General features: G+C 43.0%; 21 protein-coding genes. All 21 read right to left on the bottom strand.

Annotation, left to right across the window (positions count from 1 at the left end):
- Window positions 1-692: Rnase Y domain-containing protein (locus tag TY16_RS18505; RefSeq protein ID WP_043933284.1), on the bottom strand; the 692-nt coding region annotated here is incomplete at its 3' end.
- A 284-nt stretch (window positions 693-976) separates the two neighbouring features.
- The gene (gene recA, locus TY16_RS18510; protein WP_043933285.1) at window positions 977-2,023 is read right to left on the bottom strand and encodes a recombinase RecA; all 1,047 of its coding nucleotides are present in this window, start codon (window positions 2,021-2,023) and stop codon (window positions 977-979) included.
- A 261-nt stretch (window positions 2,024-2,284) separates the two neighbouring features.
- Complete coding sequence (locus TY16_RS18515) at window positions 2,285-3,538, bottom strand: competence/damage-inducible protein A (protein WP_043933286.1); 1,254 nt, start codon at window positions 3,536-3,538, stop codon at window positions 2,285-2,287.
- A gap of 25 nt (window positions 3,539-3,563) precedes the next feature.
- Window positions 3,564-4,142, bottom strand: a complete 579-nt coding sequence (gene pgsA, locus TY16_RS18520; protein WP_043933287.1) for a CDP-diacylglycerol--glycerol-3-phosphate 3-phosphatidyltransferase — start codon at window positions 4,140-4,142, stop codon at window positions 3,564-3,566.
- Between the two features lie 62 nt (window positions 4,143-4,204).
- On the bottom strand, window positions 4,205-5,092 hold the full coding sequence (locus TY16_RS18525; RefSeq protein WP_331281063.1) for a helix-turn-helix domain-containing protein: 888 nt from the start codon (window positions 5,090-5,092) through the stop codon (window positions 4,205-4,207).
- Window positions 5,093-5,104: 12 nt separating this feature from the next.
- A complete protein-coding gene (locus tag TY16_RS18530) occupies window positions 5,105-5,896 on the bottom strand; it encodes a DUF3388 domain-containing protein (RefSeq protein ID WP_043933289.1) in 792 nt (263 codons plus the stop codon).
- A gap of 163 nt (window positions 5,897-6,059) precedes the next feature.
- The gene (locus tag TY16_RS18535) at window positions 6,060-6,317 is read right to left on the bottom strand and encodes a DUF3243 domain-containing protein (protein ID WP_043933290.1); all 258 of its coding nucleotides are present in this window, start codon (window positions 6,315-6,317) and stop codon (window positions 6,060-6,062) included.
- Window positions 6,318-6,422: 105 nt separating this feature from the next.
- Window positions 6,423-7,145, bottom strand: a complete 723-nt coding sequence (gene ymfI / locus TY16_RS18540; RefSeq protein WP_043933291.1) for an elongation factor P 5-aminopentanone reductase — start codon at window positions 7,143-7,145, stop codon at window positions 6,423-6,425.
- A gap of 153 nt (window positions 7,146-7,298) precedes the next feature.
- Window positions 7,299-8,582 carry an EF-P 5-aminopentanol modification-associated protein YfmH gene (yfmH, locus tag TY16_RS18545; protein ID WP_043933292.1) on the bottom strand — a complete coding sequence of 428 codons (1,284 nt, stop codon included), beginning with the start codon at window positions 8,580-8,582 and terminating at the stop codon, window positions 7,299-7,301.
- 1 nt (window position 8,583) lies between these two features.
- Entirely contained in the window at window positions 8,584-9,861 is a 1,278-nt protein-coding gene (gene yfmF / locus TY16_RS18550) for an EF-P 5-aminopentanol modification-associated protein YfmF (RefSeq protein ID WP_043933293.1), read from the bottom strand.
- Window positions 9,862-10,036: 175 nt separating this feature from the next.
- Entirely contained in the window at window positions 10,037-10,990 is a 954-nt protein-coding gene (locus tag TY16_RS18555) for an ABC transporter permease (RefSeq protein WP_043933294.1), read from the bottom strand.
- A gap of 1 nt (window position 10,991) precedes the next feature.
- Window positions 10,992-12,071 (bottom strand): ABC transporter permease, encoded by a 1,080-nt coding sequence (locus TY16_RS18560; RefSeq protein WP_043933295.1) that lies wholly within the window; start codon window positions 12,069-12,071, stop codon window positions 10,992-10,994.
- Window positions 12,068-13,591 carry an ABC transporter ATP-binding protein gene (locus TY16_RS18565; RefSeq protein WP_043933296.1) on the bottom strand — a complete coding sequence of 508 codons (1,524 nt, stop codon included), beginning with the start codon at window positions 13,589-13,591 and terminating at the stop codon, window positions 12,068-12,070. The genes TY16_RS18560 and TY16_RS18565 overlap by 4 nt, the downstream gene beginning before the upstream one ends.
- Window positions 13,592-13,750: 159 nt before the next feature.
- On the bottom strand, window positions 13,751-14,842 hold the full coding sequence (locus tag TY16_RS18570) for a BMP family lipoprotein (RefSeq protein ID WP_043933297.1): 1,092 nt from the start codon (window positions 14,840-14,842) through the stop codon (window positions 13,751-13,753).
- Between the two features lie 63 nt (window positions 14,843-14,905).
- Window positions 14,906-15,631 (bottom strand): GntR family transcriptional regulator, encoded by a 726-nt coding sequence (locus tag TY16_RS18575; RefSeq protein ID WP_043933298.1) that lies wholly within the window; start codon window positions 15,629-15,631, stop codon window positions 14,906-14,908.
- A gap of 397 nt (window positions 15,632-16,028) precedes the next feature.
- On the bottom strand, window positions 16,029-18,377 hold the full coding sequence (locus tag TY16_RS18580) for an FtsK/SpoIIIE family DNA translocase (RefSeq protein ID WP_043933299.1): 2,349 nt from the start codon (window positions 18,375-18,377) through the stop codon (window positions 16,029-16,031).
- A 170-nt stretch (window positions 18,378-18,547) separates the two neighbouring features.
- Window positions 18,548-18,751 (bottom strand): YlzJ-like family protein, encoded by a 204-nt coding sequence (locus TY16_RS18585; protein ID WP_043933300.1) that lies wholly within the window; start codon window positions 18,749-18,751, stop codon window positions 18,548-18,550.
- The gene (locus tag TY16_RS18590) at window positions 18,748-19,476 is read right to left on the bottom strand and encodes a ClpP family protease (protein ID WP_155922363.1); all 729 of its coding nucleotides are present in this window, start codon (window positions 19,474-19,476) and stop codon (window positions 18,748-18,750) included. The genes TY16_RS18585 and TY16_RS18590 overlap by 4 nt, the downstream gene beginning before the upstream one ends.
- A gap of 227 nt (window positions 19,477-19,703) precedes the next feature.
- On the bottom strand, window positions 19,704-21,371 hold the full coding sequence (locus TY16_RS18595; protein ID WP_043933302.1) for a ribonuclease J: 1,668 nt from the start codon (window positions 21,369-21,371) through the stop codon (window positions 19,704-19,706).
- A 1,092-nt stretch (window positions 21,372-22,463) separates the two neighbouring features.
- A complete protein-coding gene (gene dapA, locus TY16_RS18605; RefSeq protein ID WP_043933304.1) occupies window positions 22,464-23,345 on the bottom strand; it encodes a 4-hydroxy-tetrahydrodipicolinate synthase in 882 nt (293 codons plus the stop codon).
- A gap of 97 nt (window positions 23,346-23,442) precedes the next feature.
- Complete coding sequence (gene dapG, locus TY16_RS18610) at window positions 23,443-24,690, bottom strand: aspartate kinase (RefSeq protein ID WP_043933305.1); 1,248 nt, start codon at window positions 24,688-24,690, stop codon at window positions 23,443-23,445.
- Window positions 24,691-24,701 lie beyond the last annotated feature (11 nt).

A 24,701-nucleotide genomic window follows, 5' to 3' on the forward strand; every position in this document is an offset into this window, starting at 1 on the left:
TTCCTACCCTCACGGCCAATTATGCGGCCCTTCATCTCATCGTTAGGCAGGTTAACAACTGAAACAGTCGTTTCTGCCACATGGTCTGCAGCGCAACGCTGGATTGCGAGAGAGAGGACTTCTTTTGCCCTCTTGTCCGCTTCTTCCTTCGCGCGGTTTTCGGTTTCTTTGATCATTAAAGCCATATCATGCGCAAGTTCCTTTTCGGCATGATCCAGAATGATCGCTTTCGCTTCTTCCCGAGTCAGTCCCGAGATCCTTTCGAGCTCGGTTTGCTGGGCCCGTACCATCTCGTCCACTTTGCTTTCCATCTGTTCAATATGCTGTTGTCTTTGGTTAAGAGAATCATCCTTTTTCTCCAAAAGGGATTCACGCTTGTTTAGCGTATCATCCTTCCGGTCCAAATTTTCTTCTCTTTGCAGTAACCGGTTTTCTTGTTTTTGCAGTTCATTTCTTCGTTCCCGAACCTCACGTTCAGCTTCAGTCCGAAGCTTGTGAATTTCATCCTTTGCTTCCAGAAGCGCTTCCTTCTTGGAGGCATCAGCATCACGTCTAGCATCTTCAAGGATTTGTTCAGCTGCGCTTTTAGCACCAGCTATTTGCTTTTCTGCAAAGGACTTACGAATAAAATAGCCAACAACCGCACCGACGAATAGGCCAAGCAAAATGGAGATGAATGTAATGGGTTCCATTGTTACACCTCCTCTTGCTATGAACTTTTGTTACATTTTCAAGTGTCGGCATGTACATTGTGTTCAACATACAGCAAGCACCAAGGCTTTTAACATGTAAAATTACCAAAAATGTAAAATATACAATTTTAATTGTATAGCTGACAATATTTATTGTCAAGGGTAAGTCCATACTCCGGCCCTATCATAAACCAAAATATGGTATAAGGAAAATAAAGGGGATGTTAACCTTCAGTTTCAATCCAAAAAAGCAAAGCCGTAACGGCTTTGCTTCGTTGATATGATTAATCAATCAATTCAAATTGTTCTGGCTCGTCCTCTTCTTCTTCCTTCACGACCTTAACACCATCGAGTCCATAATGGTCACGGATTTTCTGTTTGACCTGTTCGCGAATTTCAGGATTCTCCCTAAGGAAAGCCTTGGCATTTTCCCGTCCCTGGCCAATGCGTTCCTCATTATAGGAGTACCAGGAACCGCTTTTCTGGACAATATCCAGTTCAGAGCCAATATCAACAATTTCGCCTTCCCTTGAAATACCTTCACCGTACATGATGTCGACTTCGGCCGTACGGAATGGCGGAGCTACCTTGTTTTTAACAACCTTAATCTTCGTTTTATTTCCTATCATTTCAGTTCCCTGCTTCAATGTTTCAGCACGGCGTACTTCAAGACGTACAGTTGAATAGAACTTCAGAGCCCGGCCCCCAGGTGTTGTTTCCGGGTTTCCGAACATTACGCCCACCTTTTCACGAATCTGGTTAATAAAGATGGCAATTGTCTTGGATTTATTGATTGCACCTGAAAGCTTTCGAAGAGCCTGGGACATTAAGCGTGCCTGCAAACCGACATGTGCGTCACCCATTTCGCCTTCAATTTCGGCTTTCGGTACAAGTGCTGCTACAGAGTCAACTACAACAATATCGACCGCTCCACTGCGGACAAGAGCTTCAGCAATTTCAAGTGCCTGCTCACCAGTATCAGGCTGGGAAAGCAGCAACTCATCAATGTTGACGCCTAATTTCTGCGCATAAGCAGGGTCAAGGGCATGCTCCGCATCAATGAACGCAGCCGTTCCTCCCTTTGCCTGAACTTCAGCGATTGCATGAAGTGCAACAGTCGTTTTACCTGAGCTTTCAGGTCCATAGATTTCAATAATACGGCCGCGTGGATATCCACCGACTCCAAGTGCAATATCAAGGGTAAGGGATCCGCTTGAAATAATGGAAATCTGTGTGTCTGTCTTTTCTCCAAGCTTCATGATAGAACCTTTTCCAAACTGCTTTTCAATTTGCTTTAACGCCATTTCAAGGGCTGCCTGACGATCACTCACTGTGTTTCCTCCTTAAGGTCATATATATAAAAGCATAAGCGATTGCATTCAATCTAGCAAATTACTTCTATTATTACTATACTATTTTCCAGTCCATTTGTCCACTAAAAACACGAACATCTATTCGACTTTTTTCTTCCCAAGTTAGTCTTAAAAAATTGATTTTGCTGTCTGAAATAATCATTTTCACAACTCAAATCACACTGAAAATGCAATCTTTCATTATTAACTGAAATTATTTATGTAAAAAAACGAAGGAGCCTAATTGGCTTCCTTCGTTTCTTTTAACCTTTTTAACAAGAAATAACACCCGTATTTTACTGTACGGATCCGGTTTGCTTCACGGCTTCCACCAAGATTCAGCTTTTCTACTGTAGTTGGCTCGCCTTTAATACTTATGCCAATATACACCGTGCCGACCGGCTTTCCCTCCAACTCGTCCGGACCGGCAACACCAGTAAAGCTAATACCTATATCCGCATTGACGAGGCTGGCAACATTTTCAGCGAGCTCACGCGCGCATTGTGCACTTACAACCCCATCGTTCTCTATAGTTTCTTTTTTAACATGAAGAACTTCAGCCTTAACTTCATTCGTATAACAGACAACACCGCCCTTAAGGCTGCTTCCCGCACCAGGGATGCTTGTGTATTGTTCTTGGAACATCCCGCCCGTTAAGCTCTCTGCACTTGAGATCGTCTGTCCTGTTATTTTTAGATGTTTGGCTACTTCATTCATTAGTGATGAATCATCGTATCCGTAAAAATACATACCTACACGGTCAAGGATTTCCTTTTCTACCTCATCAAGCAGTTGAATGGCTGTTTCCAGGATTGAATGCTTGGCGGTTATCCTTAAGGTTACCTCTCCATCAGATGCAAGCGGAGCTATTGTAGGATTGCTTTGGCTGTCAATTAAATCCTCAATTTCGTGCTCTAAAAGGGCTTCGCCTATACCAAAGAATCGAAGTACCCTCGAAATGATTTGTTCATTTTCTTCCATTCTGGACATAAGGGCTGGCGTTCCATAGGATAGGAACATAGGCTCCATTTCCCTAGGCGGTCCAGGAAGGAACATGTAGAGCTTTCCGTTTTTTTCAGCGAGCATTCCAGGTGCCATGCCATGGTCGTTTTGCAGGACTTGGGCCCCCTCTAGTACAAGTGCTTGCTTTTTATTGTTTTCAGTCATTTCCCTGCCAGTCCGCTTAAAGAAAAGTTCGATTCCTTCCATCGCTTTCTGATCCATGACAAGGCCGATCCCTAAATGGGCGGCTGCCGTTTCTTTAGTCAAGTCGTCCTTTGTAGGTCCAAGCCCGCCAGTCACAATGATTAAGTCTGAACGAGTTTCAGCTATACTAAGGGCACTTTTGAAGCGTACAGCGTTATCGCCTACAACAGTATGGTAAAACACATTAATTCCGTTCAGGGCAAGCTGCCCCGACAGAAATTTCGCATTTGTATTATTGATTTGGCCTAGCAGCAATTCAGAGCCTACCGCGATAATTTCAGCATTCAACAGTCCATCACACCTTCAATCGCATCTATTTGGAGTTTTTAAAGACATGCATGTTCTTGGAAAAGTAATCCCATCCTGACCATACCGTGAAAACAAGTGCAACCCATAAAGCTATATCATCAAATGGGAAGCCTATCATTTCAAAAATAATATTATGGAGAAGCAAAGCTGAGATTGCAACAATTTGGGCCCACGTTTTGATCTTGCCTAGCATATTGGCTGCTACAACCTCACCGCCTTCTACAAGAAGGAGGCGCAGTCCTGTTACAGCAAATTCCCTGCTAATGATAATAACAACAATCCAGGATGGTGCTAGCTGAAGTTCAACGAGGACAATCAAAGCCGCTGAAACTAGTAACTTATCCGCAAGTGGATCGAGGAATTTCCCCATGTTTGTAACAAGCTCATACTTCCTTGCATAATACCCATCCACCCAGTCAGTGGAAGCTGCAATAATGAATAGCAGGGCTCCAACTAGATGTGCGACTGGAAGTTCTGTGCCTAGCAGATTTAGCTCGCCCCAATTAAATGGTACTAGCATAATAATCAAAAATAGCGGAATTAAACAAATTCTAGAGATCGTAATTTTATTTGGGATATTCATTTTCTTTCCTCCAGGTTGGTCAAAGTCTCGGGCGTGAAAAAATAGCCATCATCTAGGGATGACTATTGTTCCGTCTTGATATAGCGAATCGTAATATTTTGTGTAATCTCTTTTGATTCGTATTCAAGCTTTTGCCCATTTACATAAATTTCTGTATCAGAGGTTTTTCCGACACGCATAACTGCTTCCGACTCGTTCGTCAAGTCGACTGTGTGGTCAGCTTTTTCCTTACCCTCTACCAACATTCCTCTGAAGAAAGATTTTCCACTGCCATTTTTTATTTCCACCCAGGTTTCACCTTTGGAAACTACTTTAAGTTCGAATTTATCGGCATTTTTCAAGTCATAGGTAGTCGATCCGCCAGTACTCTCAGCAACAACGAGCTCCTGGGCGGGGGTTTCTGGTTCTGCTGGTTCTTCGGTTTCCTTGTCTTCCTCAGTGTCTTCCTTGTCACCTGCAGTATTATTTTCATTTTTCTTATCTTCGTTTTCAACAATGCTGGCTGGGGGTTGTTTATTTTCTGGTTTTGGAGCGGTATTATTGCCAACAAAGTTTTGGGCAATGACATAAACCCCGGCCATAAGCCCAATGATGAATACCCAAATAAGAATTTTAGGCAGTAAATCAAAAACCCGGGAGTTTCCTTCAGCCAAGCCTTTTCTGGATTTTACCCTTGACAGCTGCTCAGGCAGGTCTTTTCTGACAGGGGATGGAATCTCTCCTTCGTACGTATCAAAGACCTCGTCAGGATCAAGCCCAACAGCCTCTGCATATTGCTTTATAAATGCACGGACATAAAAATCTCCTGGCATACTCGAATAATTTCCTTCCTCGATGCCAGCCAAATATCTTTTCTGTATTTTCGTCGCAGCTTGAAGGTCATCAAGGCTTAGCCCCTTAGCCTGTCTTGCTTCCTTCAGCCGGTTACCCAACTCTGTCAATTCAAACACCTTCCAACTTTATTAAAAATCAAAGTCCCCAAAATTAGATGCCGGGAACCCATCCTTTAGGTCAACAACATCATAGGTTATTTCCTCTTCAGCATCATTGCGGAGTTCAATAATATAATCAAAATCATCCATTGTATATTCGGAATTCCTTATAAAAATATCCGGATGTTCAATAACCTTAACTGCAGGCAGGCGCATTATTTCTCTTACCAGCTGCCAATGCCTTTCATTTGCCCGTTTTGTAGAAACGATGCCATCGATAATAAAAAGGTTGTTAGAGTTATATTCATCCTCTATCAGCTGGCTCCTGATTGTCTGCTTTAAGAGCGTAGATGAAACAAACAGCCATCTTTTGTTTGCGCAAACGCTTGCTGCAACAATGGATTCGGTTTTCCCTACCCGGGGCATTCCTCTAATCCCAATTAGCTTATGGCCTTCTTGTTTATACAGTTCAGCCATAAAATCAACTAATAATCCTAACTCATCCCTGACAAACCTAAACGTTTTTTTGTCATCGGCATCCCGCTGGATATAGCGCCCATGCCTGACTGCAAGCCGGTCCCTTAATTTAGGTTCTCTTACTTTTATTAGTCTTATTGTATCCATTGTATGTAATATCGACTCAAGCCTTTGAATTTGATCATCACTTTCGGCAAGAATTAAAAGGCCTCGCCTTCCCTGATCGACACCATTTATCGTAACTATATTTATGGACAGCATACCAAGAAGGGAAGATATGTCGCCGAGAAGGCCAGGGCGGTTTTTAGTAATTTCGTACTCAACGTACCATTCTTTCTTTGTCATATGTACCTCCTGCCCGATCTTCTGACAAATTTCATCATAATTATCTATACCTATATTAAATGATTTTGGGTTAAAGAGAAAGGAAAAACCATTTATATTATTATTATTCGTATAGATGCAGAAATCCTATAAAAAATAAAAAAAGAGAGGATGCTCCTCTCTTTTACCGGGTTCCGTTATTTTGAACAAGCTTTACCATTATATTCGCAATGGCTTGCTGCTCATCTTTATCGGCTACAGACCAAAGATCGGCAAGAATCCTCTCCTGCTCATTTTTTGGTTCAACCTGGTTAGCAAGATAATCACCAATCTGATAGGCAAGGTCAGAAACAACATCTTTGCTGACGCCTTCGTCCTGTGCTTGGTGGAGCCTGTCAGCAAGGAAGTCTTCCCATTGTTTCCAGTTATCTAATACAGACATCAGTATCCCTCCTTTTTGTTAAGACACAGTTAGTTTGCCGGGAGGGGGCGCTCGCTATGCATGTTTTTTATATTAACGAATTAAATAGTCCTGTTTTGTCGTTTCCTATGTATACCATCCCCCATTGATCGGAAGTACCTGCCCAGTAATATAAGATGCACTGTCTGAAATAAGAAAGGCAATTCCCTTTGCTATATCTTCTGGCTGCGCTAATCTTCCCATTGGGATGTCTACAGCTATAGCATCCAACTCTTCGGGGCTGAAACTCTCGAGCATACTGGTATTCACTGCCCCCGGCGCTATCGCATTCACCCTTATCCCGCTTAATGCGAGCTCTTTTCCAAGTGCCTTCACAAAAGATAATTGAGCCCCTTTTGCGGCTGAGTATGCACTTTCACATGCCGCGCCTGATTGTCCCCATATTGAAGAGACCATGATGATTGAGCCTGATTTTTTTATTAGCAGTTTAGGCAGCAGTGAGCGTGTTAAAAGAATTGGATTCATTACATGAATATTAAACAAATACTGCAGTTCTTGATCGGACAGGTCTTGCAAAAGCCCATAGACACTATTTCCGCTGCAATGGATAATGGTATCAAGGTTAAGGACAGAGGAAAGCAGCGGCTTGTACCCGCCTGCACTAGAAAAATCCGCAAATATTGGCACATAGTCTCCGCCATATTGTCCTAGCTCCTCAATCAACTCTTTTACAACTGTTTCATTTGAATTGTAATGGAGATATAAGTTATATCCATTTCCCGCAAGCTCCCTTGCAACAGCCTTTCCAATTCCCCCGCTTGCACCCGTGATTAATGCGAATCTCTTCATACTTCCTCACCCTTTTGAGACATTACTATTGTTAAGATACTTCAAAACTCATATGCGGGATTCTTTACGTATAACGAAGGATATTCGATATTATAAGAAACCTCTTAAATGAAGGGAAAAAGCGCCTTAATGGCGCCTTTTCAATATGTCTATCTATTTTGACAATGGCACTACCTGGCATACTGTAAAGCGTTCTTCTGAAAAAAGATCCCTTGAAACCTTTTGAATGTCATCAAGAGTAATTTTTTCAAGTACCGGTACTACCGCGAACAAATCCATTTCGTTAAATGCGTATCGGGTAAACTGATTCGCAATAAATTCCGGAGAGTTGATCGCCCTTAGGAAAGAGCCAATTTTTTTCCGTTTTGCCCTTTCAAGCTGATCGGTAGAAATTTCACCTGTATTTTCAAGTACACCCCTTAAGGCATTCGCCAATTCATCAGGCCTTGCAGTATCCCCTCCAACCATCGCAAAGCCAAACCCGTGTTCCTGGGTGTAATCGAAGGAAAACGTTTCGTCGATAAGGCCCTCGTCATAAAGGCGGGTATAATTTTCTGAGCTTTTTCCAAAGAGAATATCAAGGAGCAGGTTGATGGACAGTTCCTGAACAAGCATTTCTTCACCGTTTGTACCAACGTTTTGTGCTTTTAGGCCGACAAGACATTTCGGAGTTTGGACATTCATTTCAAGCACTTTTTTTGGATTAGAAACACCAACTGCTTCTGGTTCAAACTTCCTTTCCACTTCACTTCTTGCTTCAAATTGCTTTTTCGTTTGGTTTTCTTTTATCTGGCCCATTATTTTTTCCGGCTCGACAGGTCCGACGACGAAAAGAAGCATATTGGAAGGATGATAAAACGTGTTATAGCACTCATAAAGCATATCCTTATCAATTTTAGCAATCGACTCAATTGTCCCAGCAATATCAATTTTGACAGGGTGATTATGATACATATTTTCAATCAATCCAAAATATAGGCGCCAGTCAGGATTATCATCATACATGGTAATCTCTTGGCCGATAATCCCTTTTTCCTTCTCAACAGTTTTTTCTGAAAAGTATGGTTCTTGAACGAAATCCATTAACGTTTCCAGATTCTCTTCAACTCTTGAAGTACTCGAGAACAAATAAGCTGTTCTCGTAAAGGAAGTGAAGGCGTTTGCCGAAGCCCCTTGCCTGCTGAACTGCTGAAAAACATCGCCATCTTCCTTTTCAAAAAGTTTATGTTCAAGGAAGTGGGCAATCCCGTCAGGAACTTTTACATATTCACCCTTACCAGGGGGTTTGAATGTATTGTCAATAGAACCGTACTTTGTTGTAAAAGTAGCGTATGTTTTGTTAAAACCTTGTTTTGGCAGGATATATACATCAAGGCCATTTTGAAGCTTTTCGTAATAGAGTTCTTCCTTTAATTGACTGAATTCAATTTTCTCCAAGTCAGGACTCCTCCTTTCCAGTCAGGAAGTATATTGTATCAAGGTCAATTTTCTGGGCAATTGCGACAATTTCTTCCCGGGTTGTCTCATTCATTCCGGCAATCCATTCGTCAAGTGTTAGATTGACACCCGCGACAACATTGTGATAGAGGATTTCGACGATCCCTCTATTTGTATCAATTGTTTCCAAAAGCTGATTGACGATGACAGCCTTAGTTTGTTCGAGTTCAGCATCAGTGAAATTACCTTTTTTCATTTCATCCATCTGCTCTTTAATAATCCCGACGGCTTGATCAAAGTTTTTAAGGTCAATACCTGACATGACCATCATAAGGCCTTTATGGCTTTCAAGCCGGCTCGCCGCGTAATAGGCAAGGCTTGCTTTTTCACGTACATTGATAAACAGCTTTGAGTGTGAGAAGCCTCCGTAAATTCCGTTAAAAACCTGGAGGGCATAATAGTCCTTATCGCCATAGAATGTTTTTGTTCTGTAGCCTATGTTTAGTTTACCCTGCTTGACATCCTGAACTTCTTTGATGACCTGCTCAGCTTCCTTTTGAGCATACGATTTATCATTTAGTTCCTTTGGGTTTCTAGCCTTAAATGTGAAGAGTTCACCGGCCAGTGACTGTACTTCCTCTTCATCAACATCGCCTACTACATATAGATCCAGCTCATCTTCCTCAAGCGCCCGCTGGTACTGGGTATACAAGCTTTGGGGCGTAATCTTATCAACATCCTCCAACTTTCCATTGACATTTACAGCATAGGCTTCGCCCTTGCACATTTCCTCAATTAACCTAAGGCTGGAATAGCGCATCTTGTCGTCAAATGCAGATTGAATCCTTTGTTTATGGGTGCGCTTTTCTTTATCGACGGTGGAAGCATTGAACCCATTTTCATCAACAAGTGGATTGAGGAGGATTTCTTTAAGGAATTCAAACCCCTTCCTCAAAAGTGGTGATGAATCGGCAAGAAACTTTTCGTTTGCAATTTCAATAAAAAAAGAGATGATATGATAATTTCCCTTTTTCGCTAAATCCACATAAAAAACAGCACCATACAGCTCATCGAGATAAGACCTTAACTTTATCGTTGTCGGAAAACGTTCGGAAGAGCTTTGCAGAACATATGGAATCAATGCCCTCGCTGTTGCATCCTCCGCGCTTAAAGGTGCTTTCATCTTAAAGACAATTGCATTAGTTTTGTATTTGCCTGTTTTGGCAATATGCAGGTTATACCCCTTCATAGAGATCGTTGTTTCTGATAAGACTGCCATTAAAATCCTCCTTCACAAAGAATCAACACGTATATCCGTTAACATATAGTATTTATTTTTTTCCTGGTAATTATAATATATTCTATCTATAATTTGTCAGCCTAACAAATTTAATGAATTTATCCGGATATAAAAAAACCTTCTGCTTTATCGCAGAAGGTCTTTTATGTTATCATTACCTTTTTCCAGAATCGAATGGTTCTCCCGCTGCCTTTGGTGCCTGGGACGATTTCGAGAATAGTACCAGTGCAATCAAAGTTACCACATAAGGGAAAATTTTCAACAGGATTGGCGGAATAACAGACAGTTCAGGAATTACCTGTGATACGTTGGCAATTGTACTCGCAAAACCGAAGAAAAATGCGGCAGCTAGTACACCAAATGGGCGCCATTGTCCGAAAATAAGTGCTGCAAGGGCAAGGAAGCCCAGACCTGAAACGGTTCCAGTAAATTCCCCAGCATATGTCAGGGTAATTAATGCTCCACCAAGTCCTCCGAATGCACCAGAGATTAAGACACCGCTGTAGCGGATTCGTCTTACATTGACACCAGCTGCTTCAGCTGCCTGTGGAAATTCCCCACAAGAGCGGAGTCGAAGGCCGAACTTTGTTTTATATAGGATAAACCAGCTAACAACAAGAACAAGGAGTATAAACCAGGTAGTTGAATAGGTTTTTGTGAAAAACAAATCGCCAATGATTGGAATGTCAGATAAAAATGGTACATTGGATGGTGCAAAACTACTTGGTATACGGATATTACCGCTGCCTGTAATATTTCTAGCCAAAAAGATTGTCAAGGCTGTCGCTATCAGGTTAATTGCTGTACCGCTAATGATTTGGTTTGCGTTCAAGTTAATGCTTGCGAAAGCGTGAAGCAATGAAACTAGCATTCCAACCGCGACAGCTGCAAACAATCCAATGCTAAGGACGAGCGAATTGTTGCTAATCGAATCGTTCAGAAAATAAACAGTCAAGGCGCTTGCAAATGCACCAAAGACCATCAGCCCTTCAAGTGCGATGTTAACAACGCCGCTTCGTTCACTAAAAAGGCCGCCGAGGGCAGTGATGAGAAGAGGCATTGTAAATACTATCGCATAAGGAAAAATCTGCTCAATGATTGTCCACATATTATAGCTCCCCTTTCCCTGGTGCAGGAGCATCCATTGCTTTTTTATTGTTCTTCGATTTCATAAATTTATTGACCAAACGCTCAATTAAGATACTTGTTGCTGCAAAGTAAATAATGATCGCGATAATCGTATTTGCCAATTCAGGAGGAATTTCAGTCATTGCATTCATGAAGCCTGTACCTGAATAAAGAATTCCAAAGAATAAGGCTGCGAAGAACACACCGATCGGATTGTTGTTTGCCAATAGAGCAACAGCAATTCCATCCGGGCCTTGAGCTGGGAGAACACCAATCTGCATGCTGGACGCATTCCCAGTGTATAATGCGACACCGCCAAGGCCTGCAAGGGCACCGGCAATCAGCATGGATAGAATGATATTGCGGTTTACTTTCATACCGGAATATTCCGCTGCAAACCGGTTAAAGCCTACAGCTTTCAATTCAAAACCCAATGTTGTTTTTTCGATAATGAACCACATAATGATAACCATTAAGATACCGATGAAAAGTCCAAGGTTGATATAAGAGCCCTGGAATATTTCTGTTAAAAATGAAGACTTTAAAGTTGCGGCTTCAGGCAGCTTTCTGGACTCAGTCTCCAGAAATTCCCCTTTGAAATATGCTGGTACTGTATAGTAAACAGTCCAGTAAGCTACCCAGTTCATCATAATTGTTGAAACAACTTCGTGTACATTGAATTTTGCCTTCAACAAGCCAGGGATGAATGCCCATACAGCCCCGCCAATCATACCAGCCACAATCATAACTAGAAGAAGAATTGGCCTTGAGAAGTCATATGTCAGACCTATTGCAGTGGCACAAAGTCCCCCAATTAGCATCTGGCCAGATGCACCGATGTTAAAAAGTCCGGTCCTGAATGCAAACGCAACCGAAAGACCCGTAAAAATCAACGGTGTCGCAGTAGCCAGTGTATCACCAATACGTGAAATATTTTTAAGAGCCCCCTGGAACAAATATGCATATCCTTCAATTGGATTGGAACCGATGAAAAGCATCAGGATTCCGCCCGCGATTAGTCCCAGAATAATGGCTATTAATGAAACGATGGTATTTCTCATATGTTTCTCTCCTTATTTACCCCTGCCATCATTAGGCCAACTTCATTTTCATCGGTTTCAGAACCTTTTACAATACCGATCAAGTCTCCATTGTTAACAATTGCAATTCGGTCGGAAAGTTTCAACACTTCATCAAGCTCAAGAGAAACTAGCAGTACTGCATTGCCTTTGTCCCTATGTTCAATGAGGCGTTTGTGGATGTATTCGATAGATCCAACATCAAGGCCGCGTGTGGGCTGTACAGCGATTAGAAGCTTTGGATCTAATTCAATTTCCCTGCCGATTATTGCCTTCTGCTGATTACCCCCGGAAAGTGTACGAGCTCTTGACCCGGCACCTTCCCCGGAGCGCACATCAAAATTCTCAATGATTGTCTCGGCATATTTGCGCATTTCGGATTCGTTCAACAAACCATGTTTTGCAAATGGCTGCTTATAATAGATTTCTAGAACCATATTTGACTGAAGAGTATAGTCAAGAACAAGACCTCTCTTCTGTCTGTCTTCAGGAATATGGCCAATTCCAGATTCGATTCTTTCCCGGATTGGAACGTTTGTGATTTCCTTACCGAGCAATTCGACCTTCCCGGATTCAGCTTTCCTGAGACCTGTAATCGCTTCGACAAGCTCGGTCTGTCCGTTACCTTCGACTCCGGCAATCCCGACAATTTCTCCCGCTTTTACTTCAAGGGAGAAATTCTTTAAGCCCAGTACTTTTCTGTTGCTATTGACTGAAAGATCTTCGACTTTTAAAACAACCTCGCCTGGCTTGCTTTCTGCTTTATCAACTGCAAAGGATACATGGCGTCCTACCATCATTTCAGCAAGGCTTTCTTCGCTTGCTTCGGCTACATTTACAGTGCCAATGCCTTTTCCTCTGCGGATAACGGTACAACGGTCTGCAACTGCCTTAATTTCTTTCAGCTTATGAGTGATGATAATGATAGATTTATCTTCTTTAATAAGGTTCCGCATAATCTTCATCAATTCATCAATTTCAGCTGGTGTCAAAACAGCTGTAGGTTCATCAAAAATCAGAACTTCTGCTTCACGGTAGAGCATTTTCATGATTTCGACCCGCTGCTGCATACCTACGGAAATATCCTCAATTTTTGCATGAGGATCAACATTCAAACCATACTGTTTTGATAACTCTTCTATTCTTTTTGCAGCTCGGTCAACGTCCAAGACTAAACCTTTTAATGGCTCGCTGCCAAGAATAATGTTTTCAGTAACAGTAAAATTATCAACAAGCTTAAAATGCTGATGAACCATTCCAATGCCTAAACGATTTGCAACATTGGGATTAGTAATCTTAACTTCTTTGCCGCGGACTTTGATTGTCCCCTTTTCTGGCTGATACATTCCGAAAAGCACGCCCATAAGTGTTGACTTACCCGCCCCGTTTTCACCAAGCAGAGCATGAATTTCCCCCTGCTTTAAGGTCAGAGTAATATTGTCATTGGCTACTATTCCGGGAAATTCCTTACGGATATCCAGCATCTCAACTACATAGCTCATAGTAACACCCACCTTTATTGGAAACTTTTGTTCCTTTATTGCTATAGGGCAAGCCCTATTTTTTTCGGTTATCATAAAACTTTAAAAGCTTTTCATTTGGTTTTTAACCTCTAAGAAACAAAAGAGACGGAACTTGCCCGTCTCATTTGCATTTGTCATTTACTTAATTAAAGAGCCTTGCTCAGCAGCTACTTTGATTTCACCAGCTTTAATTTTTTCGTAAACTTCTTTAACCTTAGCTTTAGTATCATCGTTTAGGTTAGGATTTTCTTCAGGAAGTCCAACACCATCGTTTTTCACATCAAAAGTAAGAGTCTCCCCACCTTTGAATTTGCCATCGATTTGGTCTTTTATCATATCAAGTGCAACTTGGTCAAGCTTTTTCATAGCGGAAGTAAGAATAATAGATTTATCTCCATCGTACTTGCCATCGTCAAACTGGTCTGAGTCAACACCGATAATCCAAACTTCTTCCCCGCCTTTAGCGCGAGTCTTAGCTTCGTTAATCGCACCGACACCAACACCGCCAGCTGCTGTGAAGATAGCTTTAACGCCGCGGTCATACATTTGGGCAGCAATTTGCTGGCCAGCAGCTACGTTATCGAAAGAACCTTGATATAGGACGTTTTCAGGCTTGATTGTGATCTTTGTGCCCAGTGTATCATTTGCATACTTAACACCTTGCTGGAAGCCCCAGTTGAATTTCTGTACAGCAGGAATTTCCATACCGCCGATGAAACCAACATCGCCATCTTTAAGCTGGTTTGCAGCCGCTACACCAGCAAGGAAGCCTGCCTCATGCTCAGCAAAAAATACAGCAACTGTGTTTTTAGCAACTACAGGCTTAAAGTCGCCTGAATGCGGGTTTCCGTCAAGAATGACAAATTGTGCATCTTTATATTTTTCCTGCGCCTGGAAAACAGCAGTTTCAAATTTAAAACCAGGAGTTACAATAAATTTGTATCCAGCATCATAAAGGTTACCCATTTCTTTCAGGTACTCAGCTTCAGTTGTTCCAGCTGGCTTCAGGTATTTTGTCTGAACGCCGAACTGTTTTTCTGCTTCTTTGATACCTTCCCATGTACCCTGGTTGAATGATTTATCATCGATTGTACCAGCATCAGTTACCATACCGACTTTTAAGTCATTTTTCTTAGTGCCGCCAGTGCTTTCATCCGAACCGCAAGCAGCCAACAGCATGCTAGCAGATAACAGCAACGACATAGCCAAACCAAATTTACGCTTTTTCAAGGTATGAACCCCCTATAGATTTTGTGATTTAGCAGGAATGTGAAACTTGCAACTTGCCCAGGATTAAAATCTTTTTCTTAAGACTTTGAAGCTGAACTTGTCTGCTTTGAAATAATTCACCGAATAGAGTACTGGTTCATCCGCCTCATCGAAATGCATCTGTTTTAGAACGAACAGTGCAGTTTCAGGTTCACATTCAAGGATGGGAGAAATTTTATCGTGGTACCCTAATGGTTCGATCTGGGCAACCGCGTATGTAATTCTCCGGCCCGCTTCATTCTCCAATATTGAGAAAAGCGATTCCTCTTTATGCGAGAAAGCTTCTGGCAGAATGCGCTCCGGAACTTTGTCTATACAATAGACAACTGGTTCACCGTTTGCGGTTCTTACCCTCTCAGTCACGACGATTTCTTCCTCCTGGTTAAATGAAAAACGGCGAACATCTTCCTCTCCTGGCATCTGAGTCGACGAGCTCAAGAAAATTGTTCCTGGTTTCATGCCTGCCTGCAGAATCATATCTGTTACCGAGCTGAGCTGCTCGATACCGGAACTAAACAGGGGTTTTGCATTAACAAACGTTCCGACACCATGCCGGCGAATGATAACGTTTTCTTCTTCGAGTATACGCAAAGCTTCCCGAAGAGTTGCCCTGCTGACTCCCAGATGTTTAGCAAGATCAAATTCTGAAGGAAGCTTCTGCCTCTCTTTATATATACCTTCTTCAATATCTTGCTTTAACCGGTCAATTACTTGTAAATACAAGTGACGGTTATCTGCCTTAATTGACATGCATGTACCTCCAGTTTTTTCCTAAGACATCAGACATCTGATGTATAATCATTCCTACTAATCGACAATACTATAACACTTTTCGACTGATAAATAAATAGGAATTATGCATTTTTCAGAAAAACAAAACTGTTAAAATCCTTCAAATTTTTGTTGACATTTCAGGCTTTATCGGCATTTCAATTCTTTTATATCTGTTAAAGAATCCCATAGACTATGAATCTAATTTGGAAGAATTTGAATTATAAATAAGAGAATTGAATAAAATATAGAATCACTTTGGGTTTTCAAATATAGGTAAATTTGTGTAAAAAAAGAGGCCTAAACAGGCCTCTTTCTTTCAGAGTTAAAAACAAATTATTCAATGGAATTCCTGTGAAATTTTTTAAATTTAATCTTATGCACCTGATTCCTCTTGATGCTTCGCTACTAGTACATTACGCGGCTTACTTCCTTCGTATGGGCCGACTACCCCTCTCGCTTCCATTTCATCAATCAGCCGGGCAGCTCTTGTATAGCCGATTCTAAACCTTCGCTGAAGCATTGAAACAGAAGCAGTCTGCATTTCGACAATCAGCTCAACCGCGTCATTATATAAATCGTCTTCAACCTCACCAACTGTTTCCTGAACCTCATCTGGTATCATTTCTTCCTGATACTGCGCTTTTTGCTGAGAGATAACAAATTCAACCGTTTCTTCGACCTCTTCATCAGATAAGAACGCGCCCTGTACCCTAATCGGCTTGGATGCTCCAACTGGCAGGAATAACATATCACCTCTGCCAAGAAGTTTCTCGGCCCCACCCATGTCCAGAATGGTCCTTGAATCAGTCATACTTGAAACAGCAAAAGCAATCCGGGATGGAATATTTGCCTTGATAACCCCTGTGATGACATCAACGGATGGACGCTGAGTAGCTATGATAAGGTGTATACCTGCCGCCCTTGCCATCTGGGCCAGACGGGTAATCGAATCTTCTACATCGGAGGAAGCTACCATCATCAAATCCGCCAACTCATCAACGATGACGACAATATATGGAAGCAATGGCTGTTTGTCTTCCTCTTCCGCATTGTGGCGCTTAACATGATCATTATAACCCTCGATATTCCTCGTGCCAGTGTGTGAAAAAAGCTCATACCTTCTTTCCATTTCATTTACAACTTTTTTCAGCGCCTGGGATGCTTTCTTTGGCTCGGTAACGACAGGTGCCAGCAAATGAGGAACTCCGTTATAAACGTTTAGTTCAACCATTTTCGGGTCAATCATCATCATTTTGACTTCATGCGGTTTGGCCCTCATTAAGATGCTGGTTATGATCCCATTAATACAAACACTCTTTCCACTTCCTGTTGCCCCAGCAACCAGCAGATGCGGCATTTTATTCAATTCTGCAAGAACGGCCTCTCCAGTAATATCTCTGCCAAGCCCAATAAGCAGCTTGGATTCCGGGCGGTCGTTCTTTGAAGATTCCAGGACCTCCCTAAGAGAAACGACGGCAACCTCCGAATTCGGCACTTCAATTCCGATAGCGGATTTGCCAGGAATCGGAGCTTCAATCCGGATATCTTTAGCAGCCAGTGCAAGGGCAAGGTCGTCATTGAGGCTGACAATTTTACTAACCTTCACCCCTACATCCGGGTGGACCTCATATTTTGTAACAGCAGGCCCAAGATGGACCTGGGTAACCCTGGCTTTTACCCCAAAGCTATTAAATGTCCGTTCGAGCTTGGCTGCATTGGCATGGATTAATTCGTATTCGCCACTTTGGTCTGCCTTTTTAGGAAGCTTCAACAAAGATATAGGAGGTAATTCATATGCCGTATTTTCAACCTCGGTAAAGGTAATTGGAGGTGAAATTTCCTCTTCCTCGGACTGTGCTGGCTTCTCTTTTTGCCTGGAAGCAGAATGCGCAGCCTGGTTTTTTTCCGGTTCTCCATACGCCCTGTCCGCAAAGCTTGAGATGATTGGTTCCGCAGCCGGCAATTCTTCGTCGGTTTCAGCAGTTGTATGAACCAACCCTGTTTCTCCTTGTTCTGCCTTTACCGGCACAACCTTCTTCTCTTTCTTTTTAGGCTGGGCTTTTTTGCTCTTTTTCTTATTTTCCCTCCATTCAGCTATATCTGACTTGAAGGCTTTCCATTGTACTGAGAAAAATTTCGTAAGAGTGGAGATCAGTTTTCCGATTGCATCTCCGAATGTTTTACCTGTAACTAAAATTAAACCAGCAGCGACCAAGAGGCCTGCAATTATTTTCGCACCAGTCTCATCAAACAAATAATGAAGCATAGCGAAAAGCAGTGCGCCTACCATACCTCCTCCGAGGTCACCCGGTGTTGCTTCCCCTTTTACTTCCATGAAGAAAAGCTGCCATGTATTGGAGATGACGCTCGGATTCTCAAAAGCTCCATTTTTCGAAAGGAGATTGAAAAGTGTAACATGGCTTAGAATAAGCAATGCAGCTAATATTGAGTAGGCACCGACTAGCCTGCCGTGAAAAAAGAAAGGAATCTGCCTCTTCCAAATCAGATAAATGCTTAAAATAAATAATCCGGCAAGGCCAGCCATATACCATTCCCCTAGCCAAAACCTGAAAAACAATACAATCGTTTTCCCAACTGCACCAAGTCCAGCCATGGATATAACAGACAATGCAAGGAGGATGAGTCCTGCAAGCTCATATTTTATTGTAGTTTTAATTGTACTTTCCCTGCTCCGGGATTGTCTTCGTTTCTTCTTGGCCATTCAGATCCACCTTATATATGTATAATCGTTTCGGTTTGGAGCGCAAATAGAATAAGCAGCCCACCGGCTGCTCTATTCTACGGGCAGGTGCAAAATGCAAATGCCTCTCTCCATTAAACCGTATCCTGATTATATCATAAGCCGAGTCAGGTTTGGATAAGCCCTGAAACCTAAAACGAAATTTTCGAGCCGGGGAGCAACCTTGTATCCAGGAAGTGCTCAGGATTAGTACTAAGCAGCCTGACTATTTTATAGCCCTCTCCTTCAGGTTCAACCTCCATCGGGACTCCCTGCCATTGAATCATCTGGCAAACTTGGGACTCGTACATTTGCGGAAAAATAAGTTCTTCTGGCATCATTGTATACAAAATCATTGAATAAGCGCCTCCTGTTCCCCTTTTTGGAGATCAATCAGTTCATTCAACTTTTTCATTGCTTTTCCAAGCCCGCCAACTTCATCAATCAAGCCTGTTGCAACTGCGTCTCCGCCAATTACGTTTGTGCCGATATCCCGTGTCAGATTTCCTTTCGCGAACATCAGGTCTTTGAAGGTTTCCTCAGCAATTTTTGAGTGGCTAGTCACAAACCTCACCACTCGTTCCTGCATTTTGTCCATATATTCAAATGTTTGCGGGACACCTATGACAAGGCCGGTCAGCCTGATCGGATGAATGGTCATGGTTGCTGTCTCGGCAATAAAACTATAATCACAAGACACAGCTATCGGTACACCTATCGAATGCCCTCCCCCAAGTACAATTGAAACAGTCGGTTTTGACAGTGAGGCAAGCATCTCGGAAATGGCCAGGCCGGCTTCGACATCGCCTCCGACTGTATTCAAAATGACAAGCAACCCTTCAATTTTCGGGTTTTGCTCAATTGCAACAAGCTGAGGGATAATATGCTCATATTTTGTGGTTTTATTTTGCGGGGGCAATGCAAGGTGCCCCTCGATTTGGCCTATAATTGTCATGCAATGAATCCTCGAATCATTGGACATCTGAGGAACATTTGTGGCTCCCAGTTGCTGAATTTTTTCTATGAGTGCCGATGCAGGTTTTTCCTCGCGTACCGGGTTTGCTTCCTCATCCCCACTCATCCTTCCTGGTAATACATGTTCATCCATTTGCAGATTCTCCCTTCTCTCATATAGAACTAGTATTAAACTACAGGAACAAAAACATGCCGTTTAAGAGAAATTCGTCGGGAATTAACAAATGGGTGACTGGCAAAGGACTAAAGGAGGCGTAAAGTTTGCTGGGGGGATTGGCGCGACAGCTAAATATATGAAAAAAGAACACCGGTTTCCCGGTGTTCTTTTGAAAATTAAGCCTCCATGATGATTGGCAAAATCATCGGTCGGCGTTTTGTTTTTTCATATAGGTACTTGTTTAGGTCGTCCCTCATATCCTGCTTTAGACTTGTCCAGTCAAAGAAGTCTTTGGAAATTTTCTTCTCGACAATTTCCCTAACAAGTTTGGCTGATTCCTCCATTAGCTTTTCGGATTCCCGCACATACACGAACCCTCTCGAGATAATTTCAGGCCCCGCCAGGATTTTTCTTTCTTTTCTTGAAAGCGTAACAACAACGATCAATGTTCCATCCTGGGAAAGAAGCCTGCGGTCACGAAGAACAATATTGCCAACATCGCCGACACCTATTCCATCAATCAGTACATTGCCTGATGGTACTTTACCACCTGGCACGAATTGGCCTTCTTTTACCTCAACAATTTCACCAATATCAGGAAGATAAATGCTCTCTCGTGAGAGCCCGCACTCCCGGGCAACCTTTTCATGGGCTTTCAGCATACGGAACTCACCGTGCACAGGAATGAAAAGTTTTGGCTTCATGAGATTAATCATAAACTTCAACTCTTCCTGGCTGCCGTGGCTCGATACGTGGATCAGCTTCTTATTGGATACAACATTTGCTCCGGCCCGAAGAAGCATATCAACTGTCTTGGCTAGGAAAAGTTCGCTTCCCCTAAGTGTAGTCGCCGCGATGATAACTGTATCGCCTTCTTTGATATTGATAAGCTTATGTGACTTGCGAGCCATTTTCTGCAGACCTTCTAATGGCTCTCCTTGTGAGCCTGTCATTAGAATGACAATCTTGTTGTCCGGATAGTCGGAAATTTCCGATAGTTGGATAATCAAATCATCCGCTATCTCCAGATAACCAAGGTCAACTGCGATGTGATAAATACGTTCCAAGCTTTTTCCTACAACGGCAACCTTCCTGCCGGTTCTAGTTGCAGCATCGAAAATATGCTGGATCCGGTTAATATCAGAAGCAAAACAAGCTGCAATAAGGCGTCCCGGTGCACTATAGAATGTATCGCACATTTCCCTTGCAACTTTAGATTCCGAAGTTGTGTAACCTGGTTTCTCAGCTTCGGTACTGTCGGAAAGAAGGCACAGTACGCCCCGTTCACCAATTTCAGCCATCTTGCCGATTTCAGGCTTGTACATCCTGGTTGCGCCCTGATCAAACTTAAAATCACCCGTGTACACGACAGCTCCTTCCGTCGTGTTGACACAAATTCCAACCGAGCCAGGGATACTATGGTTCGTGTTAAAAAAAGATACCGTCACACTTCCCATATCGACTACCGAGTCCGAATCAATTTCGATGAAGTCAGTTTTTCCCCTGTATTCCTGTTCCTTCAGCTTCGCATTTGCAAGTGCTAATGTCAGCTCTGTCCCGTAAACAGGAACATTGATTTGCTTAAGGATATAGGATAATGCCCCGATATGGTCCTCATGGCCATGTGTCAGGAAAATAGCCTTTACCCTGTCTTTATTATCAATCAAGTAGGATATATCCGGGATGACGATATCAATGCCAAGCATTTCATCCTCAGGGAACATGAGGCCCGCATCGAGCACAAAAATATCCCTGTCCACTTCACACAGGAACATATTCTTCCCGATTTCTCCGACACCGCCAAGAGCGATGATCTTGATTGATTTATTCTTTTTCTTTCGCAATTTCTGTTTCCTCCTATGGTGATTTGCCGACCTTAGATCAGTTACTCCCATTATACTTGAAGTCTGAAATTCATTACAACCATATTCACCTGCCCGCGGCTCATTAAGATTAGTCATGGTTTTTTAAAACGTTGATTTACACCTCTGCGAAGTCAAGTGAACGAGAATAATCATCGTGGGTACTCTGGAGAATTTCCAAGAATGATTTCACAGAAGAAGTGGTTGTTTGCGAGGTTAGAGGCGTTCTTTGATTGTTACGAGAACGTTTTTTTGCTGGCCTCGATGGGGTTCGCCAATTTAAGCTGTTGGGGGCAATAAGTATTTTTGGCAACAATACCGGTCTCCGCCTTGGAAAGGTATCAAATACATTTTGTTGCTGGCGGATCGGCAAATATGCGTCAAAAGCAATTTCTGGTACACCTCGATGCTGCAGGATCAGCAAAGTGTTCTTGAAAAGAAGTATGAAGTACAACCTGAAACAGTTGAAAAAGTGTCTTGTCCTGGAATTGCCGGGTCTCGCTATACCTTATTCCCGATTTTCCCACGCCTTTCAATATCTTAGGTTCTTTGCGAAAAATCCGCATTTTCGTCCGTGCTTCCTATAAATCGATATAAAAATTATATCTATATAGTTTAAACTTAAGTTTTTCTGTAATTTCCGCTTCAGGCACTTCGCTTTCCTCGGGCGGCCTGGGAGCCTGTCTAGCTGCGGCTCCTAGCTCCTCGAGGTCGCTTCGGTCCCTCAGCTGAAGTCAAAGAACGACTTCTGCTTCAGGCCCTCCAGCGCTTGTCGGAGCTGGGCAGTCGCCTCGCTTTTCTATCTCCTCGTCGCTTTGCTCCTGCGGGGTCTCCCACTGACCTTTTCTCCCGTAGGACGTTGAATAATCCTCCCCGAAAAAGCACCGCAGGAGAAAATGCGTTTTTTGCATTTTCGAACGAGTCTTCGTGCCTTCCGCTTCAATTAATACATTGCCTATGCTTCTGAGATTCTTTAGTTGAACTTATAGATTCCATTTCACATAAAAAAGCTGCCCGGTTAGGTCGATTTTCAAGGACCTGACAGGACAGCTTTTCGTAAATTTGTTTAGAGCATTATAACGGCTGATGGATACCCAATAGCCCCGAAAGAACTACTCTTTCCTCAGCGTTTAGAGGAACGAGCGGAAGCCTTACCGATCCAACATCCAGCCCTTTCAGTTGAAGGGCAGTCTTAACCGGTGCTGGGTTAGGAGCTGCAAACAATCCAATCATTAGTGGAAGAAGCTGTTGATGGAGTTCTGCGGCCCGTTTTGTATCATTCGCTAAAAAGGCTTGAACCATTTCCTGCATTTCATTGCCTATAATATGGGACGCAACCGAAATAACTCCACTTCCCCCAATTGCAAGTACAGGCAGCGCAAGGCCGTCATCGCCGCTATACAGATAGAAATCATCACGTGTAGCGGAAATAATTTTTGTCATTGCATTCAAATCACCACTTGCTTCCTTAACCGCAAAGATATTCGGGATCTCGGACAAGCGAATGATTGTCTCAGGAGCGATATTAATGGAAGTGCGGCCCGGAATATTATAAATCATAACTGGAAGAGCTGTGTTTTCAGCTATAGCTTTGAAATGCTGGTAAAGGCCTTCTTGGTTCGGTTTGTTATAATACGGGGCAACTGCCATGATGCCGTCGACACCGGCCTGTTCTGCTTTTTTTGTCATTTCAATGGATTGGTAGGTATTGTTGCTGCCAGTCCCGGCTATAACAGGAACACGTCCTGCTACAGTTTTTACAGTATGTGCGAATAAAGCCAGCTTTTCTTCCTTGGACAAGGTTGGCGACTCGCCGGTTGTTCCGGAAATGACAAGCGAATCGGTCCCATTTTCAATCAGATGATTGATTAGCTGGGTTGTTTTTGGAAAATCTATATGCCCTTTTTTATCAAAGGGCGTTACCATTGCGGTTGAAACTCGGCCTAAATTGATCATTTGCCCATTTCACCTGTCCTTTTTTATTAGTTTGGCAGGCTCGGTACCTGCCTGGCTAAGGATACTAGCCTTTTATACAAGGCCAGACAGGCACTGTTTAAAATATGCCCGGATGTTCATATTCAGTATGCTCATTTTCAAGTCCAAAAGCATCATGGAGTGCGTTTACAGCCTTTACTAAGTCATCCTGCTTGACGAGCACCCAAATTGTGGTATGGCTGTCTGCGGATTGAAGAATCCTGATGCCTTTTCCTGTCAATGCTGTCACAATTTTTGCGGTTACACCCGGTACGCCTGCCATGCCTGCACCGACTACGGAAACCTTTGCGCAGCCACGTTCGACAATTGGCTCATGGCCAATTGAATTAAGCACTTCGATTGCCTTGCCGGCAGAATCCTCAGACACAGTATATACGACCCCTACCGGCGATATGTTAATAAAATCCACCGAAATACGCTCATTTGCCATTGCCTTGAAAACCTCGGCCTGGAGATTGTATTGGTCCTTTTTCGCATTTACCCTAATTTGCGTAACATGCGGGACATGGGCAATACCCGTAACGGGACGCTCTTTTATATCAGCTCCCGCCACTGAACGAACTTGGCCAGTTACAAGTGTCCCTAGGCCATCAGAATAAGTCGATCGAATCCGCATAGGGACTTTTGCCTGCATGGCTATCTCAACTGCTCGCGGATGGATGACCTTTGCACCCTGATAAGCCATATTGCAAACCTCTGTGTAAGTTACCACAGGCAATGGCCTCGCATGCTTGGCAATCCTTGGGTCTGCGGTCATGATACCTTCTACATCGGTAAAAATATCTATCCATTCTGCATTCAGAGCGGCACCTAATGCGGCTGCGGACGTATCACTGCCGCCCCTGCCGATGGTCGTTACATCGCCATTTTCTGCTGCGCCCTGAAAGCCTGCTACTACTGCGACATCTGCATCCTGAAGTTCTTCCATTAGCCTTTCGCAGTTCATCTCAATTATTTTTGCATTTGTATGATCATCGTTTGTCCGGAAGCCGGCCTGTGCGCCATTTAAGGCAACTGCATTAATCCCTGAATCGAGGAGCATTGAAGTAAAAACAATGCTTGAAATTACTTCCCCACAGGCAAGGAGCATATCGACCTCGCGGCGGCTCATTTTACCAAGATTCTCGCCGGCCAGGGACAATAACGTGTCCGTTGCATATGGCTCCCCTTTTCGGCCCATTGCCGATACGACAACAACGACTTTATAGCCTTCAGAGAGGGCTTTCTCTATATGTTTCTTGGCTTGAAGCCTATTTTCTTCATTTCTGACGGAGGTACCGCCAAACTTCTGTACAATTACTTTCATTCCTGCACCCC

It is taken from the genome of Bacillus sp. EB01 (assembly GCF_000613125.1).
Classification (GTDB): Bacteria; Bacillota; Bacilli; order Bacillales; family Cytobacillaceae; genus Bacillus_D.

Coding starts and splice junctions, on each gene's coding strand:
- pgsA (WP_043933287.1), bottom strand. CDS start 4,142: ATGAATATCCCAAATAAAATTACGATCTCTAGAATTTGTTTAATTCCG.
- TY16_RS18530 (WP_043933289.1), bottom strand. CDS start 5,896: ATGACAAAGAAAGAATGGTACGTTGAGTACGAAATTACTAAAAACCGC.
- TY16_RS18535 (WP_043933290.1), bottom strand. CDS start 6,317: ATGTCTGTATTAGATAACTGGAAACAATGGGAAGACTTCCTTGCTGAC.
- ymfI (WP_043933291.1), bottom strand. CDS start 7,145: ATGAAGAGATTCGCATTAATCACGGGTGCAAGCGGGGGAATTGGAAAG.
- yfmF (WP_043933293.1), bottom strand. CDS start 9,861: ATGGCAGTCTTATCAGAAACAACGATCTCTATGAAGGGGTATAACCTG.
- TY16_RS18555 (WP_043933294.1), bottom strand. CDS start 10,990: ATGTGGACAATCATTGAGCAGATTTTTCCTTATGCGATAGTATTTACA.
- TY16_RS18560 (WP_043933295.1), bottom strand. CDS start 12,071: ATGAGAAATACCATCGTTTCATTAATAGCCATTATTCTGGGACTAATC.
- TY16_RS18565 (WP_043933296.1), bottom strand. CDS start 13,591: ATGAGCTATGTAGTTGAGATGCTGGATATCCGTAAGGAATTTCCCGGA.
- TY16_RS18575 (WP_043933298.1), bottom strand. CDS start 15,631: ATGTCAATTAAGGCAGATAACCGTCACTTGTATTTACAAGTAATTGAC.
- TY16_RS18580 (WP_043933299.1), bottom strand. CDS start 18,377: ATGGCCAAGAAGAAACGAAGACAATCCCGGAGCAGGGAAAGTACAATT.
- TY16_RS18585 (WP_043933300.1), bottom strand. CDS start 18,751: ATGATTTTGTATACAATGATGCCAGAAGAACTTATTTTTCCGCAAATG.
- TY16_RS18590 (WP_155922363.1), bottom strand. CDS start 19,476: ATGAGTGGGGATGAGGAAGCAAACCCGGTACGCGAGGAAAAACCTGCA.
- dapA (WP_043933304.1), bottom strand. CDS start 23,345: ATGATCAATTTAGGCCGAGTTTCAACCGCAATGGTAACGCCCTTTGAT.
- dapG (WP_043933305.1), bottom strand. CDS start 24,690: ATGAAAGTAATTGTACAGAAGTTTGGCGGTACCTCCGTCAGAAATGAA.